At 65.2% G+C, this 16,487-nt stretch carries 13 protein-coding genes; 2 read left to right on the top strand and 11 right to left on the bottom strand.

What is annotated here, in order from left to right:
* Positions 1–32: 32 nt before the first annotated feature.
* Positions 33–1,883: a feruloyl-CoA synthase gene (locus IVA75_RS13165; protein WP_247285285.1), complete on the bottom strand. Its 1,851-nt coding sequence runs from the start codon at positions 1,881–1,883 to the stop codon at positions 33–35.
* 296 nt (positions 1,884–2,179) lie between these two features.
* Here IVA75_RS13165 and atzF point away from each other — a divergent pair, with 296 nt between their 5' ends.
* Positions 2,180–3,997: an allophanate hydrolase gene (gene atzF / locus IVA75_RS13160; RefSeq protein ID WP_247285284.1), complete on the top strand. Its 1,818-nt coding sequence runs from the start codon at positions 2,180–2,182 to the stop codon at positions 3,995–3,997.
* A 111-nt stretch (positions 3,998–4,108) separates the two neighbouring features.
* Here the strand turns inward: atzF and IVA75_RS13155 are convergent, their stop codons facing one another.
* The 10 genes from IVA75_RS13155 to ugpB all read right to left on the bottom strand — a co-directional run bounded on the left by IVA75_RS13155 (position 4,109) and on the right by ugpB (position 15,336).
* Entirely contained in the window at positions 4,109–4,831 is a 723-nt protein-coding gene (locus tag IVA75_RS13155; protein ID WP_027565933.1) for a GntR family transcriptional regulator, read from the bottom strand.
* Between the two features lie 4 nt (positions 4,832–4,835).
* The gene (gene hpxZ, locus IVA75_RS13150) at positions 4,836–5,228 is read right to left on the bottom strand and encodes an oxalurate catabolism protein HpxZ (protein ID WP_247285283.1); all 393 of its coding nucleotides are present in this window, start codon (positions 5,226–5,228) and stop codon (positions 4,836–4,838) included.
* A gap of 1 nt (position 5,229) precedes the next feature.
* Positions 5,230–6,627, bottom strand: coding sequence for an AtzE family amidohydrolase (locus IVA75_RS13145; protein ID WP_247285282.1), 1,398 nt, complete (start codon positions 6,625–6,627; stop codon positions 5,230–5,232).
* Between the two features lie 7 nt (positions 6,628–6,634).
* Positions 6,635–6,814, bottom strand: coding sequence for a DUF4089 domain-containing protein (locus IVA75_RS13140; protein ID WP_007615797.1), 180 nt, complete (start codon positions 6,812–6,814; stop codon positions 6,635–6,637).
* Between the two features lie 19 nt (positions 6,815–6,833).
* On the bottom strand, positions 6,834–8,573 hold the full coding sequence (locus IVA75_RS13135) for an ABC transporter ATP-binding protein (RefSeq protein WP_247285281.1): 1,740 nt from the start codon (positions 8,571–8,573) through the stop codon (positions 6,834–6,836).
* Positions 8,574–8,676: 103 nt separating this feature from the next.
* Positions 8,677–9,576: an ABC transporter permease gene (locus IVA75_RS13130; protein WP_027565936.1), complete on the bottom strand. Its 900-nt coding sequence runs from the start codon at positions 9,574–9,576 to the stop codon at positions 8,677–8,679.
* Between the two features lie 2 nt (positions 9,577–9,578).
* Positions 9,579–10,592, bottom strand: coding sequence for an ABC transporter permease (locus IVA75_RS13125; RefSeq protein WP_018456013.1), 1,014 nt, complete (start codon positions 10,590–10,592; stop codon positions 9,579–9,581).
* A 298-nt stretch (positions 10,593–10,890) separates the two neighbouring features.
* Positions 10,891–12,513 (bottom strand): ABC transporter substrate-binding protein, encoded by a 1,623-nt coding sequence (locus IVA75_RS13120; protein ID WP_247285280.1) that lies wholly within the window; start codon positions 12,511–12,513, stop codon positions 10,891–10,893.
* A 258-nt stretch (positions 12,514–12,771) separates the two neighbouring features.
* The gene (locus IVA75_RS13115; RefSeq protein ID WP_247285279.1) at positions 12,772–13,731 is read right to left on the bottom strand and encodes an aminoglycoside 3'-phosphotransferase/choline kinase family protein; all 960 of its coding nucleotides are present in this window, start codon (positions 13,729–13,731) and stop codon (positions 12,772–12,774) included.
* 222 nt (positions 13,732–13,953) lie between these two features.
* Positions 13,954–15,336: a sn-glycerol-3-phosphate ABC transporter substrate-binding protein UgpB gene (gene ugpB / locus IVA75_RS13110; RefSeq protein WP_051462636.1), complete on the bottom strand. Its 1,383-nt coding sequence runs from the start codon at positions 15,334–15,336 to the stop codon at positions 13,954–13,956.
* Between the two features lie 143 nt (positions 15,337–15,479).
* Here ugpB and IVA75_RS13105 point away from each other — a divergent pair, with 143 nt between their 5' ends.
* On the top strand, positions 15,480–16,475 hold the full coding sequence (locus tag IVA75_RS13105; protein WP_247285278.1) for a TRAP transporter substrate-binding protein: 996 nt from the start codon (positions 15,480–15,482) through the stop codon (positions 16,473–16,475).
* The last annotated feature ends 12 nt before the right edge of the window (positions 16,476–16,487 follow it).

Below are 16,487 nucleotides of genomic sequence, written 5' to 3'. Positions count from 1 at the left end.
CCACCTAATGCGAAGAGCTGCCGTTTCAACTGCTACAGACCGATCCACTCACCCGAGACATCGTCATCCAACCGCGCCAGCGCATCGGCGCGGCGCGTCAGCACCGCGCGCTGGTTGATGTAGCCCTTGTCGGTGATCTCGCCGCCGTCCACCGATGGCGGCTCGACGAGCAGCAGGGCGCGCGTGGCGTGGCCGGAGGAGTTGGCGCCGTGTTGCTTGAGTTTCGCCAGACCCTGCGCGATCGCGGCTCTGACCTTGTCATGCGCGAGCAATTCGTTCACGTCCGCGGTCTCGCGCAAGCCGGCATGCGCGCGGCACGCGGCGATGTTCGGGAACACCAGGAAGCGCACCTCGTCGCCGCCATGGCCGGTGACGACGATGTCCTGCGCGAGCGGCGCCAGCGCGGCGATGCCAGCGAGGCGCAGCGTGCCGACGCTGACCCAAGTGCCGGAATTGAGCTTGAAGTCCTCCGCGACACGGCCATCGAAGAACAGGCCGCGCTCAGGCCGGTTCGCATCGGCGAACTTCACGGCATCACCAATGAGATAAAAGCCCTCGTCGTCAAACGCCTGCCTGGTCAGCTCCGGCGCCTTCCAATAGCCCGGCGTGACGTTGGGGCCGCGCACGCGCACCTCCAGCTTGTCGCCGGAGGTGACGAGCTTCAATTCGGTGCCGGGGATGGGCACGCCGATATTGCCCGAGCGCTCCGCGAGGAAATGGCAGTCGGTCGCCAGCGGCGACGTCTCGGTCGAGCCCCACGCCGAGACCATCGGCATCGCGCGGCCAACGGTCTTGACGGAGAGTTCTTCCAGCGCGTCCCAGAGATTCTGCGGCAGCGCAGCCCCTGCGTAGAACGCGAATTTCACCTCGCTGAAGAAGCGGCGACACAGCTCCTCGTCTGCGCACAGCGCCGTGATCAACATGTCGAAGCCGCGCGGCACGTTGAAATAGACCGTCGGCATCACGCTTTTGAGATTGGCAAGGGACGTCGCAAACAGGCCGGGCGCCGGCTTGCCGCCGTCGATATAGAGCGAGCCGCCATTGCGCAGCACGAGATTGAAATTGTGGTTGGCGCCGAACGTGTGGCTCCAGGGCAGCCAGTCGAGAATGACGAGATCCTCGCGCGCCTGTTCGAGAAAGGTCCACGTCTGGGCCTTGGCCTGCTGGCTGGACGTCAGCATGCGCTGGGTGTTGATGACCGCCTTCGGCGTGCCGGTCGAGCCCGAAGTGAACAGGAGCTTTGCGATCGTCGCGGGCGTCACCGCGGCGAAGGCCTTTGCGACGTCGGCGCTCTCGGGCGTTGCCGCGATGGTGCGGAAGGCCAGCGCATCGGCATCGTCTGCATTGCCGCTGATGATCTGCGCGCTATGCAGAGGCTTGATCGCGGCCAGCGCCGCCGCAAACGGCTTGGTCGCAGAGACATAGATTGCGGCGGGCTCAAGCAGCGTGATCATGCTCTTGAGCTTGTCGAAATCCTTCGACATCAGGGAATAGGCCGGCGAGATCGCCGCCGAGGGCACGCCGACATGCTGGACCGCCAGTGCCAGCAGCGCATGATCGATGCTGTTGTCGGAGAGGATCGCGAGCGGGCGCTCCGGACTGAGACCTTGCGCTAGAATCCACGACGCTGCCGCGCGCACCTGGCGCAGCGCCTGCGCATAGGTGACGGTGGTCCATGGCAATTCGGCACTGCTGCGCTCCGCGAGGAAAATCGTATCGGGCCTCTGCCGCGCCCATTGCTCCAGCCAGTCGCCGATACAGCGCGCGCCTTCGCGCAGCGGCTCGGGCGAGCGCAGCACGATGCCACCGTCGGCGCGATGCTCGGCAACGGTTCTGGGTGTCGCGAACAGGCTCGCAGCATCACCGCGAGGGGCGGTTGTCATGGTTTCCTCCTCGCCCGGAAGCCGGGATCGGCCGCAGCCTCGTCGCGGACCACGTTGGCCTGCATGTTGGCCATGACAATTGTTGGGGCGCAAGCTCAGGCCCGTTGAGCTGCCCATTATTTGCGCAAATGCTCGTAACAGGGCGCTGACACGAAGCTCCGCCAGCGCTCGAAATATCCCACAAGCCTCTGATCTCTCGGTAATATCCGCAGCACTTGTCCTGCCCGGATTCTGTACACAATGGCACATCGCTTGCTTCGATCGGGGTGAAGAGACGTTGCCGGAGATTTGTCGCCATGAAGGCTGAAATGGGGGCTGAGCAGCCTGAAACGATCGCCGCGATCGTGGCCGCGCATCGCGCGGGCACGCTCACACCGGCGCAGACGGTCGCACGCACCTATCAGCGCATCCGCGACCACAATGATCCCGCCGTCTTCATCAGCCTGCGCGACGAAAAGGACGCGATCGCCGAGGCCGAGAAGCTCGCCACCAAGGAGGCCGCCAGCCTGCGGCTCTATGGCGTGCCGGTGGTGGTGAAGGACAATATCGACGCGCTGGGATTTCCGACCACCGCGGCGTGCCCGGCCTTCTCGTACATCCCGACGCACGATTCGACCGCGGTTGCGCGGCTGCGCGCCGCCGGCGCGATCATCATCGGCAAGACCAATCTCGACCAGTTCGCAACCGGCCTTGTCGGCGTGCGCTCGCCCTACGGCATCCCCAGGAACGCGATCCGCGATGACCTCATTCCCGGCGGATCAAGCTCGGGATCGGCCGCCGCCGTCGGCGCCGGGCTGGTGCCACTGTCGTTAGGTACCGACACCGCCGGCAGCGGCCGCGTGCCGGCGATGCTCAACAACATCGTCGGTCTCAAGCCGAGCCTCGGCATGATTTCGACCGCTGGCCTGGTGCCGGCGTGCCGGACGCTGGACTGTATCTCGGTGTTCGCGCTGACCGTGGACGACGCCGCGCTGGCGCTCTCCGTGATGGCAGGTCCCGATCAGGCCGATCCGTTCTCGCGCGACCGGCCGCTTGGCGCGATCACCCCGCTCCCGGCAAACCTGCGCCTGGGCGTGCCGCGCAGCGGACAGCTGATCTTCTTCGGCGACAAGAAGGCGGAAGCGGCTTACGCCGAGGCGCTGAAGCGCTGGACCGCGCTTGGCGCAACGCTCGTCGAGTTCGACCTCGAGCCGTTCTATGAGACGGCCCGACTGCTCTACGAGGGACCGTGGGTCACGGAGCGCTATCTCGTGATCCGCGACCTGCTGGCATCCGCGCCGGATGCCATCCATCCTGTGACGCGCGAGATCACCGCGGCCGGTGCGCGGTTGACGGCGGCGGACACCTTCTCCGCGCTCTATCGTCTGCAGGGCCTGCGCAAGATCGCCGAACGCACCTTCACCAATATCGACGCGCTGGTGCTGCCGACGGCGCCGACGGCCTATACGACCGCGCAAGTGCTGGCCAATCCGGTCGAGCTCAACAGCCGGCTCGGCACCTACACCAACTTTGTCAATCTGCTCGACCTCTGCGGTCTCGCGCTGCCGGCGGCGATGCGTGCCGACGGCATCCCGTTCGGCATCACGCTCCTTGCTCCCACCGGACACGATGCGCTGCTCGCCAGCATCGGGCGCGTGTTCCATGCCGATACCAAACTGACGCTTGGCGCAAAGGGCGTGGCGCAACCCGCGCTGGCGCCGCTTGCCGCTGATAGCAGCGACGAGATTCCCATCGCCGTAGTCGGCGCGCATCTGTCCGGCATGGTGCTGAACAGCGAGTTGAAAGCGCTGAACGGCCAGCTGATCGAGGCGACCAGGACCGCGGCGGACTACAAGCTCTACGCATTGAAGACCACGCCGCCGAAGCCGGGCATGCTGCGCGTCGAGGCCGGCAAGGGCGCGTCGATCGAGCTGGAGATCTGGTCGCTGTCGTCGTCCGCCTTCGGCAAGTTCGTCAACGCGATTCCCGCGCCGATGGCGATCGGCACCGTGCGGCTGGCGGATGGCCGCAGTGTGAAGGGATTTCTCGTCGAGCCCGAGGTGCTGGGCGAGGCTCGCGACATCACCGCGTATGGCGGCTGGCGGAAGTATATGGCGGAAGCTGCGACAGCGTAGGTCTCGTAGGGCGGGCAAAGCGAAGCGTGCCCACCATCACCGTCAGCTTGGGTAGATGGTGGGCACGGCGCTTTGCGCCTTTGCCCACCCTACGGCACCGTGCGCGCGGCCCTAAACCGACACCGCGTAGATCTCGTACTCCCCCCGCACCAGCTCGATATGCGCACGCATCGCGGCGGCGGCGCCCTGCTTGTCGCCGCGCATGATGGCGACGACGACGCGATCGTGTTCCGCTTGCGACTTGGCGAGACGTCCGAGATTGCGGAACTGGGCGCGGCGGAACGGCTGCACGCGCACGCGCGTCGCCAGCGTGATCTCGGCGATGTAGCCGTTCTGCGATCCCGCATAGATCGCATTGTGGAAGCGCTCGTTGACCTCGTGGAAGCGATCGGGGTTGCCGGCGTAGCTCAACACCCGCAGCTCTTCGTGGATGGCTTCCAGACCGTGACGCTCGGCGGCTGACATGCGTTCGGCGGCAAGGCCCGCGCACAGCGCTTCCAGCTCCGCCATCGCCTCGAACATGCCCGTCAGCCGCTCGAACGAGGGCTGCGCCACCACCGCGCCGCGATGAGCACGCGCTTCGACCAGGCCGCTTGCCACGAGCTGGCGCAGTGCTTCCCGCACCGGCGTGCGCGAAACGCTGAAGCGGCGCGCAATGTCGGTCTCGTCAAGCGGCGCACCGGGTGGCAGAGCTCCGCGCACGATCTCGTCGGCGAGCTGCAGGCGCAGCTCCTCGGCGCGCGTGACCTTGTGCGCTGATGGCGACGCCCGGTCGACACGCGGCACCGCCGGTTCGGCCGGCAGCGCTCCGGGCGGAAGATCGTCAAGCGTCATACGGTCAGGTCTCTTTCGACTCGTCGATGATGCTGACATGGGCGGCGACGACGCGCCAGCCCTCCGGGAACTTTACCCAGGTCTGCATCTGCCGGCCGACCTTGCTCGGCATCGTGTCGCGATAGAACAGGGTGGAGGCGACCGCGGTGTCGCGGCCATAGCTGGTGATCACGGTTTTCGCGGTGCGGCGATTGAGGCCGACCGGCGAGCGCCCGGCGCGAAAGCCGGAGATCGCTTCATAGCCGTAGAGGTTCTCGCCGATGCCATAGCGCAGCGTGCGGGGATCGTTGCGGAAGAGCTCGCCGAGCACCGCGACGTCGTTGGTGATCAGGGCCTGCTCATAACGCTCGAACGCGGCTTTGACGTCCGCGATCACGTCAGGGAGATCGATCTCCATCTCAAAATCCTCTTGGGCTGGGCGCGGCGGCGACGCCCATCTTCTCCAACGCGTACGCGACGCGCAGCGCGATGTCCTCGCGCCAGGGCGCGGCGATGATCTGCACGCCGATCGGCAGCGGCTCGAGCGGCACTGGCACGGCGACTACGGGGAGGCCGATGAAGGAGATCGGCTGGGTGTGGAGGCCGATATTGGCGCGCACCGGCAGCTCGACGCCACCGAGATTGAAATTGACCTGGCCGAGTTTCGGCGCGGTGCAGGGCGTCGCGGGCGCGATCAGCACGTCGACGGATTTGAAAATCTCCGCGAGCTGCGCGCGATACCAGCGGCGGAATTTTTGCGCGCGGTCGACCAGCGGCGCCGGCACCATGGCGCCCGCGATCAGCCGGTCGCGCACGGCGGGATCGAAATCGTTCGGTCGCTTGCGCAGCCGATCGAGATGCAGCGAGGCGCCTTCTGTGGTGGTGATGACATAGGCCGCCGCGCGGGCACGCGCGGCTTCCGGCACGTCCACCACGCGCGTGGCGCCCAGCGCCTTGGCGACGCGGCTGACGGCTTCGACGGCTTCCGGAAACAAATTGCTTTGGAAGTACCCGCCGGCGATCGCGATGCGCAGGTCCGACACCGGATTGGCGAGCAGCGGCAGCGTCGGCTCCAGACCACGTGTGGTGGTACAGGCGGCGTCGTCCGCATCCGGCCCCTGCATGGCGTCATAGGCCAGCGCGAGATCGGTGGCGCAGCGCGCGAACGGGCCGAGATGATCGAGACTCGCGACGAACGGGAAAGAGCGCGCACGCGAGAGCCGGCCATAGGTCGGCTTCAGGCCGAAGATGCCGCAGAACGAGGACGGCACGCGGATCGAACCGTTGGTGTCGGAGCCGAGCGCGATCGGCACCAGCGCGCCGCCCACGGCACTGCCCGAGCCGCCGGAGGAGCCGCCGCTCATCCGCGTCGTGTCATGCGGATTGCGCGAGGGACCGTCATGGACGTTCTCCCCGGTGAAGTCATAGGCGTATTCGCCCATGTTGAGCGCACCCACCAGCACGGCGCCGGCCGCTTCCATCCGCTCGATCAGCGTGGCATCGCGCGTGGCGGGCACGCGGTTTCGGTTGATCTTCGAGCCTGCGCGCGTGGCGAGGCCCGCGACGTCGAACAAATTCTTGACCGCGAAGGGCACGCCGGCCAATGGGCCGACGGTCTTGGCGGCGGCGATATCGGCATCGATCGCGCGCGCTTTGGCGCGGGCGCGATCGGCGGTGACGTCGGTGAACGCATTGAGGATGGTGTCGTGCTGCTTGATGCGCGCAAGTGCGGCTTCGGTCGCATCGAGCGCGGACATCTTGCGGCCGGCAACCGCGCTCGCGATCTCGGAGGCCGTCATCTCTGGCTTGGTCGTCATGGCGGCGTCAGACCGTGAACACGGGCGCCGGCTCGGTCTCGTCCGGCAGCGCGAATTCGTCGACGAGGCGGCCGAGCCGCAGCGAGACCTCAAGATTGGCGCGTATGGACGACCTCCATGCTTCCTCGACGGGCAACGCCAACGCTTTGGTGACAGCGTCGATATAATCGTCCAGCGGTTCGGCCATCACGCTCCCAAACAAGCTCTCAGTGTGCGCCCTGTGTCTGCAGCGGCGGATGCGGGATCGCCGTCAGCAGCTCCTTGGTGTAATCGTCCTGCGGATCGCTCAAGACTCTCTCGGAAGACCCTTCCTCGACGATTCGACCCGACCGCATGACAATGACACGATCGCACAACAAGCGCACTACGTTCAAATCATGCGAGACGAACAGATAACTCATACCTAGCCGCGCCTTGAGGTCCTGGAGCAGATTGAGGACCACGGCCTGGACCGAAACGTCGAGCGCGGCGGTCGGCTCGTCCAGGATGACGAGTTTCGGGTGCAGGGCGATGGCGCGGGCGATGCCGACGCGGGCCTTCTGGCCGCCCGACAATTGGTGCGGAAAGCGATCCAGCAGATTGTGCGGCAGGCCCACCATGGTGGCGAGTTCCTCGCAGCGAGCGCGGAGCGCGTCGCGCCCCCTGATCTCGCCGAGCTGCATGATGGGATCGGCGATGGCGCGCACGGCGGTGAAGCGCGGGTTGAGGCTGTCGGTCGGATCCTGGAACACCATCTGGATGCGGCTGCGCTGCGGCAGACGCGCGAAGCCGGCGGGCGCGATGGCGCCGATGTCCTCGCCGTCGAACTGGATCAGACCCGAGGTCTGGTCCAGCAGCCGCATCACCATCATCGATGTGGTCGATTTGCCGCAGCCGGACTCGCCGACCAGGCCGACGCTCTCGCCGTGACCGACCGAGAAGCTGATGCCGTCGACGGCGCGGAACACATCCGGCTCCACCGGCGGCTTGCGGCCGAACAGTTTGCCGAGCGTGGCAGTGGCGCCCTGACGGGGATATTCCTTGACGAGCTTGTCGATGAGGAGAAGGGGCGTCTTGCCCGCCGGGACGATCGGAGCCAATTCCGCGGATGCTGCGCTCGTGGCGGCGAGTGCTGCGCCTTCCTCCTCCGGCAACAGATCCCGCAGGCTCACGCCGAGGCGCGGCGTCGCGCGCATCAGCTTCTTCGTGTAGGGGTGCTGCGGGTTGGCGAAGATGTCGGCCGCCTTTGCGGTCTCGACCACCCGGCCCTTCTCCATCACCACCACGCGGTCGCAATAGGCGGCGGCAAGGCCGAGGTCATGCGTGATCAGGATGGTGGACATTGCCTTGCGCTTGGTCAGCTCGACGATCAGATCCATCACCGCCTTCTGCGTGGTGACGTCCAATCCGGTCGTCGGCTCGTCCGCGATCAGCAGTTGCGGATTGCAGGCGAGCGCGAGCGCGATGACGACGCGCTGGCACATGCCGCCGGACAATTCGAACGGATAGGCATGATAGCGCTCGCGCGGGCGGGCGATCTTGACCTGCTCCAGCGCCTCGATCGCCTTTTCGCCGCGGTCCGAAACCATGGCCTGCTGGACATGGGTGCGCAGCACGTCCTCGATCTGGTCGCCGACTTTCCGGATCGGGTTGAGCGCGGCGCGCGGATTCTGGAAGATCATCGAGACTTCGCGACCGCGCAAATCGCGCATCTGGTCTTCGGTCGCGGCCTTGACGTCGATACCCGAGAACATCACCGAGCCTTCGGCGATCCGCCCCGCGCGGTCGAGGATGCGCATCACCGCATACGACGTCACCGACTTGCCGGAGCCGGACTCGCCGACGATCGCCAGCGTCTCGCCCTTGGCAACGGAGATGTTGACGTGCTGCACCGCCTTGACGATGCCGCGGCGGGTGGTGAATTCGACGGTGAGGTCCTGGACGTCGAGCAGCGGCTGGGCGGTCATGGGCACCTCCCAAACAAAAACGTCGAAAACAACCCCATGCACAGTAGAACGGGATTGAAATCATTGGAGAAGTTTGAGCGGAAATTCACGCCTAATCCCGCCATCACGTCCTCCGCTGGGGGTCGACGATGTCGCGCAGGCCGTCCCCGAGGAGGTTGAAGCAGAACACGGCGATCATCAGAGCGAGGCCCGGGAATAGCGCGATCCACCATTCGCCTGACACCATGAAGCCGGCGCCTTCGGCGACCATGATGCCCCATTCCGCCGTCGGCGGACGGACGCCGAGGCCGATAAACGAGAGGCCGGCGGCATTGAGGATGGCGTAGCCCATGGTCAGCGACATCTGCACGATCATGATCGGCATGATGTTCGGCAGGATATGCACGAGGAGAATGCGGAATTCGCCGTTGCCGGACAGACGCGCGGCCTGCACGAAGCCGGCGTTCCGGCGCACGTTCGCTTCGGCGCGCGCGACGCGGGCATAGAGCGGAAAGTTCACGATGGCGGTGGCCAGGATGATGTTCTGCACGGTATTGCCGAGCGCGGCGACGATGCCCATGGCGAGCACGAACAGCGGGAATGCCATGATGGTGTCGGCGATGCGGCCGACGATGCGATCGGTCCAGCCGCCGAAATAGCCGGCCGCGATGCCGGCGAGCCCGCCCATCAGGAACACCAGCGCGACGGAGGCGACCGCGATGAACGTATCGAGCCGCGTCGCCACCACGACGCGGCTGAAGATGTCGCGGCCCAATTGGTCGGTGCCGAACCAGTGCGCGGCCGACGGCGGCTTCAGCGACGCCGCGGTGTCGGACGCCAGCGGGTCATATGGCACCACATAGGGGCCGAAGATCGCGGCAAGAAGGATCACGATCAGCAGCGCGAAGGCAAAACCGGTGACCTTGTTCTCGCCGAGCACGTAGCGGGTCTGGTCGAGCAGCGCGACGAACCCTGAGGTCCGCGCGGGACCGACGGGTTCAACAGCAGGCGCAACGGTGCTCATGATTAGCCCTCCAGCCGCACGCGGGGATCGATCACGCCATAGAGAATGTCGATCACCAGATTGAGCAGCACGTACATCACCGCCATGGTCAGCACGAAACCCTGCACCGGCGCGAAGTCCGACGAGATCAGCGCCTCGACCGCATAGGAGCCAATGCCTGGCCAGGCGAACACTTTCTCCACCAGCACGTTGGCGCCGAGCAGGAACGAGAACACCATGCTCAGCGTGGTGATGACCGGAAGCATCGCGTTGCGGAAGGCATAGGTGACGATGACGGTTGCCGGGGACAGGCCGCTGGCGCGCGCGGTGCGAACGAATTCCGACGACAGCACCGCCAGCATCGAGGCGCGCGTCATGCGCGCGATTGGCGCCAGCGAGAAGATCGCAAGCGTCGTCGCCGGCAGGATCAGCTGGCTGCATGCCGAGCGGAACGCCTCGAAGTCTCGCGCGATCAGGGTGTCGATCAGATAGAAGCCTGTGACCGTCGGCGGCGCGCTGTAGAACACATCGAGCCGGCCGAGCGGCGCGGGCGACCAGCCGAGCCGGAAATAGAAGACATAGACCAGCACGAGGCCGGTGAAGAACACTGGCAGCGAGACGCCGGCCGTCGTCGTCACGCGACAGAGATGATCGACCCACGATCCCGGCCGCGTCGCCGCCAGCACGCCGAGTGGAATCGCGATGACGACCGAGACGATGAGGCCGAGCAGCGTCAACTCGGCGGAGGCCGGCAGGCGGTTGCGGATCTCGGCTGCGACCGGCTGGCCCGTCGTGAGCGAATTGCCGAAATCGCCATGGGCGAGATCGTTGGTGTAGCGGAAGAACTGCTCGATCAGCGGCTTGTCGAGGCCGAGTTTTTTCCGGATCTGCTCCACGGCTTCCTTCGTTGCGGCGGGCCCAGCGAAATACGCGGCGGGATCGCCCGGCAGCGCGCGGGTCAGCAGGAAAGTGACGATGACGACCCCGATCAGCGAGGGAATTGCGAACATCAGGCGCTTGCCGATCATGGTCAGCATGGGGTTGCGCTCCTGCTGCTCTGCATTTGTGGGCGGGTTCGCGCCACCTGCTCCGCTGCGCCCCCTCTCCCACGCAACCGGGGTCTACCCCGGTTGCGCATTGGTGATTGGCGCAAGTCGGGCAGGCCCGACTTGCGATGGGAGAGGGTTGGGGTGAGGGGTAGCCCCAAGCGAGGTCGGAGTTCGTGGCTACCCCTCACCCTGCCCCCCTCCCACAAGGGGAGAGGGAATGAGAGAGCGGTGGCCGCCTCACTCAGAAAGAGAGTCGATGACGCGACCATCTCGCCCACTACCCCCCTCACCCCTTCGCCATCGCGCGATAATCCAGGCGGCGGTGGAACCAGTATTGGTAGCCGCTGATGTTCTTCTGCATCGCGACGTTGACGAAGGGCTGGTACAGCGGGATGCGCGGGATGTCGCTGTAGGCGAGGTCGACGAAGCCCTTCACGTCGGCGTCGTAGGTCGCGGTGTCACCGGTCGCGGCAGCATTCCGCGCCCCGTCGATCAGCTTGTCCATCTCCGCCGACTTGTAGCTCATGGTATTGAAGACGGAATTATTGCCGTGATAGCACCAGTAGAAGAAGTATTCGGGGTAATCGAGCCAGCCCGAGAACACGTTGGTGAAGAGCGGCATCTCCTTCTTGTTCAACTCGGTGCGCCAGTTGGCGCCGGGCACCTTGTTGATGGTGGTCTTGATGCCGATCTGGGCCAGGCTCTCCTGCACCAGCACGCAGAGCGGCTCGTTGACGCCGGCGAAGTTGAGGTCGAACGAGATCGTGGTCTCGAAGCCGTTGGGATAACCGGCTTCAGCCAGCAGCGCCTTCGCCTTGTCCATGTCGGTGTTGAATTTGTGCGGCTGCGGCCAGGCGACTTCGGTCGGCTTGTCCTTGGCGGCCCCGAACATGGGATTGGCCAGCCCGAACATCACCGCGTCCATGATCTTCTGATAGGGAATCGCGTAGGCGACCGCCTGACGCACTTTGGGATTGTCGAACGGCGGCTTGGTCACGTTCATGCCGATATACTGGATGCCGTTGGAGAACGGCAGCGACACCACGTTGAGCTTGCCGCTCGCCTTCATCTCCTGGAAATCCTTGAACGGCAGCTCGTAGGAGATATCGGCGTCGCCACGCTCCAGCAGCGCGCGGCGATTGCCGGCCTGCGGCACCATGCGCCAGATCACGCGCTTGATCTTCGGCAGCGGGCCGCCGACCCAATCGTCGTTGCGCTCCATCACCACTTCGGTGCCGGCGGTCCACTTCGTCACCTTGTAGGCGCCGGAGCCCGCGGTCTGCTGCTTGGTGAATTCGAGACCCCAGGGATCCTTCTCGCTGGCGTTCTTCTTCACCAGTTCGGAATTGATGATGCAGGGCACGATCACCGCGAGATCGGGGATCGTCAGCTTGTCCTTCTTCAGGAAGTCGACACGCACGGTGTAGTCGTCGATCACGACGAACTGCTCGGGTTTCGTGAGCGAGCCGGCGCTCATCTGGAAGGTGGGGAAGCCGCCGACGCTGACGGCGCGGTCGAGCGACCACTTCACGTCCTTGGCGGTGACAGGCGCGCCGTCGTGGAATTTGGCGTTCTTCTTCAGCTTGAAGGTGACCGACATGTCGTCGATCTTGAAGTCCTCGGCGAGCTCGCCCTTGAACTTGTCGCGGTCGTAATAGGGCACGCCGCCGGGGCCGCTCTTCATCTCGTGGCTGATCAGGCGATCGTAGCAATTCCAGGACACCTCGTAGCCGGGCACGTTGGTGCCGACGCCGTGGATGTCGAGATTGTTGGGGCCACCTTCCGAGACGATCAGCAGCGTCTCCGAGCGCGCATCGGCCTGGGCCGACGAGATCACGGACGGCATGGCCGGAAGCGCCGCGCCTGCGGCCAATCCGGAAACGGACTTGAGGAAATCGCGGCGCTTCATGAAATGGCTCCAACACAAAGTTTTCTGGTTGGAACTGGATTCGCAAGGTTCGTGCCAAGGCTTAATGAGAGTTTAAAACAACATAAGTCACTGATATAGCCGCGAAAAATGGCCATTGCTTCGACTGTCGATCAGAAGCCGATCTCCAGCACGTTGCATACAAAGAAGCAGATTTGCATATAAAATGGGCTTTCTGGAACGCTCGCTCATTGCGTGGGCGCATCTCGTCCCAGTCACTCGGCTACTGATCCGCGGCAATCACCCCGGCCAGATCAGCTCCTGGAGCTCGACCAGATCGTCGGCCTCGTCCTGCCAACCCTCGATGCAGATGTGGTTGTTGAGGTCGCTGGCGCGATGCAGCAGCATCAGCGCCATCAGGCGCCGCTTGAGTGAATAATCGAGCTTCGCATAGCCAAAACCCTCGAGCAGGCTGCGCACCCTCCCCGGCCGGCCCGCTGCCATGAAGGCGCTGGGGCCGAGCAGATCGTAGTCGCGCCATCCCGCCAGCACGTCGCCGAAGTCGAACAGGCCGGCGAGCGACCATTGATCATTATGGCAGGCGAGCAGGAAGTTCTCCGGAATGTATTCGCCGATCAAGATCACCGGCGGCGCATCGATGGGAATGAGCGCGGCCGCGTCACGCAGGAGGTCGTCGAGGCCGGCGAGAAATTTTGGCGCGAGGCCGAGACGCGTGTGCCGCGCCTTGCAGCCCTGCATCTGGGCCCGCATGAAGTCGGCCCAGCGCGGCTCGATCTGCGCGAGCGGGCCGAGCGGCGCGCGCTGCACGGACGCGATGGTCTCGCCGATCTGGCGCAGCACGCGGTCCTTCTGCGATTCCGCCAAGTGCGGCCAGACCTCCGAACCGAGCGTGCCGGCAAGGCGTGTGATTGCGAGATAAGGCCAGCCGTCGCGCTCGCCTTCCGCGACGATCTCGGGGATCGGCAAATGGAGGCGGCCGGCAAGCTGGGTCAGCGAGCCGTGCTCGGAGACGAATTGCGCGCGGAGCAGCGGCGGGAAGATTTTCAGGATCAGGTGATCGCCGAAGCCGACGACGAGATTGGTGCCGGTGGCAAACACGTGCGGCGCGCTGACATCGAGACCGTGGCTGCGGGCGATGTCGATGGCGATCGGCAGCCATCGCGGAGGGTCGGCGCGAAAGGCGCGAAAGGCAGCAGCGTCGGTGAAAGTCGGCAAGATTTGCGATGGAACGCTGGTCATGCGCGCCCGATCAGGCAAGCAGGTTTTGGTTGATTTGATGCGCGCCAAGCAGACGGTGCACCTTTCCCGCTTGCGGGGGAGGTCGGCGCGAAGCGCCGGGTGGGGGTTCTCTCCTCTAGGGGATTGTCCCTTTGCGGAAAGACCCTCTCCCCAACCCTCTCCCGCAATTGGGAGAGGGAGCGCACTTCCTTCGCGGTTAAAGAGAGGTCCAATCTGAGAACTCTACCGATCCGGGCTGGCGCGCTCGAACTGGCGCAGGATCTTGTTGCCGCGCTCGACGGCGGCATCGAGCGCGGCTTGCGCGCTCTTGCGGCCGGCAAAGGCCTGCTCCAGCTCGTCCTCGATCGCGCCGCGGATCAGCACGAAGGAGCCGAGCCGGATGCCCTTCGAATTCTCCGTCGGCGGATGCAGCGTGATCTCCTCGAACGACATCGCCGAGCCCGGATTGCGCTCGTAAAACCCTTGCGCGCGCGTCAGCTCGAAGGCGGCGCGGGTGACAGGCAGATAGCCGGTGTTCTGGTGCCAGGCGGCCTGCACGCCGGGCTGCGACAGATAGGCGAAGAATCGCGCCACGCCCTTGTATTCCTCGCGCGGGCGGTCGCGCAGCACCCACAGCGTGGCGCCGCCGATGATCGAATTCTGCGGCGCGCCCTTCACGTCGGGCCAATACGGCATCATGCCGTAGCCGATCTCGAACTTCGAGTTCGCCTTGATGTCGGCGCGCGTCGCCGAGGAGCCGATGAAGATGCCGCATTCGCCGTTCTGGAAGCGCGGCTCGGCCGACTGGCCGCGGCCGCTATAGTCGAACACCTTCGTCTTCTGCCACTCGCTGAGCTCGGCGACGTGACGCACGAGAGACGGATTGTTGATGGTCAACTCGGCATCGAGCGCGGCAAAGCCGTTGGTCCGCGTCGCCAGCGGCAGATTGTGAAACGCTGAAAAATTCTCGACATGGATCCAGGACGGCCAGGACGTGGTGAAGCCGCACGCCGCGCCGCGATCGCGCAGGCGTTTAGCGGCAGCACCGAGCTCCGGCCAGGTCTTCGGCGGCGCCTCCGGATCGAGCCCTGCGTCGCGGAACATGGTCTTGTTGTAATAGAGAATCGGCGTCGACGAATTGAACGGGAAGGACAAGAGATTGCCGGCCGCATCGGTGTAGTAGCCGGAGACCGCGGGAAGATAGTCATTGAGCGAGAACGGCTCGTTCATGTCCCGCATCAGGCTGAACACGGGATAGATCGCGCCCTTGGCCGCGGTCATGGTGGCGGTGGCGACCTCGTTGACCTGGACGATCGCGGGCTGGCTGCGCGAGCGGAAGGCGAAGATCGCGGCCGTCACCGTCTCGGTGTAACTGCCCTTGTAAGTCGGCACGACGCGATAGTCCGGCTGCGAGGCGTTGAAGTCGGAGGCGAGCTTCTCGAGCTGGCGGCCGAGTTCGCCGGACATGGCGTGCCACCACGCGATGTCGGTCGCGGCCCGCACCGGCGCGGCCAAGGAGAGGGCCGCAAGGGCGGCGATGACCTGCAAGAAGCGCAATGCTGAAATCACGATGGCTCTTTCCGTATCGCGCGACGACGGCGACCGTCCCTGCTTAAGGCGCGGCATTTGCGGTTTCAACCGGGAATGAGCGCCGGCCGCGCCGCACAATCACGCCGAAGCCCCGGGCGGGATGGCCTTCCCCCGACCATCTGCTAGATTGCATTGAACCTTTTGCTCCCGCCATAGACTCCACCACTGAGGGGTTGAGTGTGCCAGTGTTGAACCGTGCCGAACGCTCGCGGACCGGGGTGGTTTTCGTCGCGCTTCTGATCGCCATCTGCGCGACGGGGGCCGCTGCGCGGGAATTCCGCGCCGCCGACACCCAGACCGAGGATTATCCGACCGTGCAGGCGCTGCGCTACATGGGCGCCCTGATCGCCGAGCGCAGCGGCGGCCGGCACGAGGTCAAGGTGTTCCACTCCCGCCAGCTCGGCGAGGAGAAGGAGACCATCGAGCAGACCCGGGTCGGCGCGATCGATCTCAACCGGACCAATGTGGCGCTGATCGGCAACTTCGTCCCGGCGATGAACGTGCTGGCGATGCCGTTCCTGTTCCGGTCCATCGAGCACATGCAGAAGGTGCTGGACGGGCCGATCGGCGGCGAGATCCTCGGCAGCTTCGAGCCCTATGGCTTCGTTGGCCTCGCCTTCTACGATTCCGGCGCGCGGTCAATCTACAACGGCGCCCGCCCGGTCAGAAACGTCGCGGACCTCAAGGGATTGCGGATCCGGGTGCAGCAGTCGGAGTTGATGAGCCAGATGATCCGCGCGCTCGGCGCGGAGCCGGTCGAGATGCCCTATGGACAGGTGCTTGCCGGGCTTGCCAACCATCTGATCGACGGCGCCGAGAACAACTGGCCCTCCTACGTGACGACGGACCACTACAAGCATGCCGGCTATCTCGCCCTCACCGAGCACACGATGAGCCCCGAAGTGCTGGTGATCTCGCTGAAGGCCTGGAAAAGCCTGTCGGCCGACGACCAGACCATCTTCCGGGAAGCCGCGCAGCGCTCCAGCCGATTCATGCGCGAGAAATGGCGCGACCTCGAGGAGCAGTCGCAGCGCAAGGCGGAAGAAGCGGGCGTCACCATCGTCAGGGATATCGACCGCAAGCCGTTCGAGGACGCGATGGTCGCGATCTACGCCAAGGCCGGGCAAGATCCGGCCGCGGCCGCGCTGATCGAACGCATTCGCAAGGTGGAGTGAGGCCTCTTGCCC

It is taken from the genome of Bradyrhizobium sp. 134, from assembly GCF_023074155.1.
Taxonomy (GTDB): Bacteria; Pseudomonadota; Alphaproteobacteria; order Rhizobiales; family Xanthobacteraceae; genus Bradyrhizobium.
This window is presented reverse-complemented; position numbering and strand designations above follow the sequence as displayed.